Origin of the sequence: Nocardioides sp. (assembly GCF_036401255.1) — a bacterium.
Classification (GTDB): Bacteria; Actinomycetota; Actinomycetes; order Propionibacteriales; family Nocardioidaceae; genus Nocardioides.
Window position 1 is genome coordinate 1 of the sequence record NZ_DASWVI010000226.1, and the last position, 1,937, is coordinate 1,937.

General features: G+C 71.7%; 4 protein-coding genes. 3 read left to right on the plus strand and 1 reads right to left on the minus strand.

Annotated elements, in window-relative coordinates:
• A partial coding sequence (locus VGD85_RS10450; RefSeq protein WP_331063376.1) for a DNA-directed RNA polymerase subunit alpha C-terminal domain-containing protein occupies positions 1-541 on the plus strand: 541 nt, incomplete at its 5' end.
• A 74-nt stretch (positions 542-615) separates the two neighbouring features.
• A complete protein-coding gene (gene rplQ, locus VGD85_RS10455) occupies positions 616-1,188 on the plus strand; it encodes a 50S ribosomal protein L17 (protein ID WP_331063377.1) in 573 nt (190 codons plus the stop codon).
• Positions 1,189-1,240: 52 nt separating this feature from the next.
• Here the strand turns inward: rplQ and VGD85_RS10460 are convergent, their stop codons facing one another.
• A complete protein-coding gene (locus tag VGD85_RS10460; RefSeq protein ID WP_331063378.1) occupies positions 1,241-1,603 on the minus strand; it encodes a GntR family transcriptional regulator in 363 nt (120 codons plus the stop codon).
• A 23-nt stretch (positions 1,604-1,626) separates the two neighbouring features.
• Here VGD85_RS10460 and VGD85_RS10465 point away from each other — a divergent pair.
• Positions 1,627-1,937: PfkB family carbohydrate kinase (locus tag VGD85_RS10465; RefSeq protein WP_331063379.1), on the plus strand; the 311-nt coding region annotated here is incomplete at its 3' end.

Below are 1,937 nucleotides of genomic sequence, written 5' to 3' on the forward strand. Positions count from 1 at the left end.
CGGCCGGATGCCGGTCGACTCGATCTACAGCCCCGTGCTGAAGGTGACCTACAAGGTCGAGGCCACCCGTGTCGAGCAGCGCACGGACTTCGACAAGCTCGTCATCGACGTCGAGACCAAGCCGTCGATCCGTCCCCGCGACGCGATCGCCTCGGCCGGCAAGACCCTGGTCGAGCTGTTCGGCCTGGCCCGCGAGCTCAACGTCGAGGCCGAGGGCATCGACATCGGCCCGTCGCCGGTCGACGAGCAGCTGGCTGCCGACCTCGCCCTCCCGGTCGAGGACCTGCAGCTGACCGTCCGCTCCTACAACTGCCTCAAGCGCGAGGGCATCCACACCGTGGGTGAGCTCATCAGCCGCTCGGAGCAGGACCTGCTCGACATCCGCAACTTCGGTGCGAAGTCGATCGACGAGGTCAAGGCCAAGCTGGTCGAGATGGGCCTGTCCCTCAAGGACAGCGCGCCCGGCTTCGACCCGCACGCCGCGCTCGCGGCGTACGGCGATGACGACGACGATGCCTTCGTCGAGGACGAGCAGTACTGAAACCAAACCGACCGACACCGAGTCGGCCGTCTACCCGGGTACCTCGTACGGCCCGGGAGAAATGAGAGAGATCGATGCCCAAGCCCACCAAGGGTCCCCGCCTCGGCGGCAGCCCGTCCCACCAGCGCCTGATCCTGTCGAACCTGGCCACCCAGCTCTTCGAGCACGGCCGGATCACGACGACCGAGTCGCGGGCGCGCGCGCTGCGTCCGCACGCGGAGAAGCTGATCACCAAGGCCAAGAAGGGCGACCTGCACAACCGTCGCGAGGTTCTCAAGACGATCCGCGACAAGTCGGTCGTGCACACCCTCTTCACCGAGATCGCGCCGACCTTCGCCGAGCGTCCGGGTGGCTACACCCGGATCACCAAGCTCGGCCCCCGCAAGGGCGACAACGCCCCCATGGCGGTCATCGAGCTCGTGACCGAGGCCTACCAGCCCTCGGCCCCGAAGGCGAAGAAGAAGGCCGCTCCGGCCGCCGCCGCCCCGGCTCCGGTCGAGGAGACGGCCGTCGAGGACGCTCCGACCGAGCTGACCGACGAGGCGTCTCCCGAGGAGAGCGTCATCGCCGAGGAGCAGCCCACCGAGGACGAGGCCCCCGCCGAGGAGCCCGCCGCGGAGAGCACCGAGGACGACGCCAAGGCCTGAGCCTGCTGCGTCTGACACGTTGACCCGCCCGAAACTCTCGGGCGGGTCGACGTCATTTCGGGGGCCAGTGGTGCTCGAGGAGGTGGGTGGCCTCGGGGAGGGTGAGGCCGAGGCGGCGGGCGGTGGCGACGTACGCCGCCGCGGCGTCGGCCGCCTCGGAGGAACGGCCCGCGGCCGTGGCGGCGACGAACGTGCCGCGCCGGCCCTCGGTGGTGATCACGCCGTCGGCCTCGAGCTCGCGGTAGGCGCGGGCGACGGTGTTCACCGCCAACGACAGCTCCGCGGCCAGGGCCCGGACCGTCGGGAGCCGGGTGCCGGCGGGGAGATCGCCCGCGGCGGCCCGGCTGGCGAGCTGGGTGCGCAGCTGCTCGTACGGCGCGACCGGGGAGCCCGGGTCCAGCGGATGCACCTGCATGCGGGCATGGTAGAGACATCCCCATGGAGAGCGTGCTGGTGGTGGGGGAGTCCCTGGTCGACATCGTGCACGGACCGGACGGGCGGACCACCGAGTACGCCGGGGGCAGCGCCGCGAACGTCGCGGTGGCGCTCGCGCGGCTGGGCCGGCGGGTGCGGTTCGTGACCGCGTGGGCCGACGACGAGCGGGGCAGGGTGCTGGCCGACCACGTGGCTGCTGCGGGGGTCGAGCTCGCCGGCGACCCGCACGTGCTGACCCGGACCGCGACCGCCGCCGCCACGATCGGCGCGGACGGCGCGGCGACCTACGAGTTCGACCTCGAGTGGCGGGTCCC

Bases quoted from the DNA above. Each gene is read 5' to 3' on its own strand.
- rplQ (WP_331063377.1), top strand. From the start codon at position 616: ATGCCCAAGCCCACCAAGGGTCCCCGCCTCGGCGGCAGCCCGTCCCAC.
- VGD85_RS10460 (WP_331063378.1), bottom strand. From the start codon at position 1,603: ATGCAGGTGCATCCGCTGGACCCGGGCTCCCCGGTCGCGCCGTACGAG.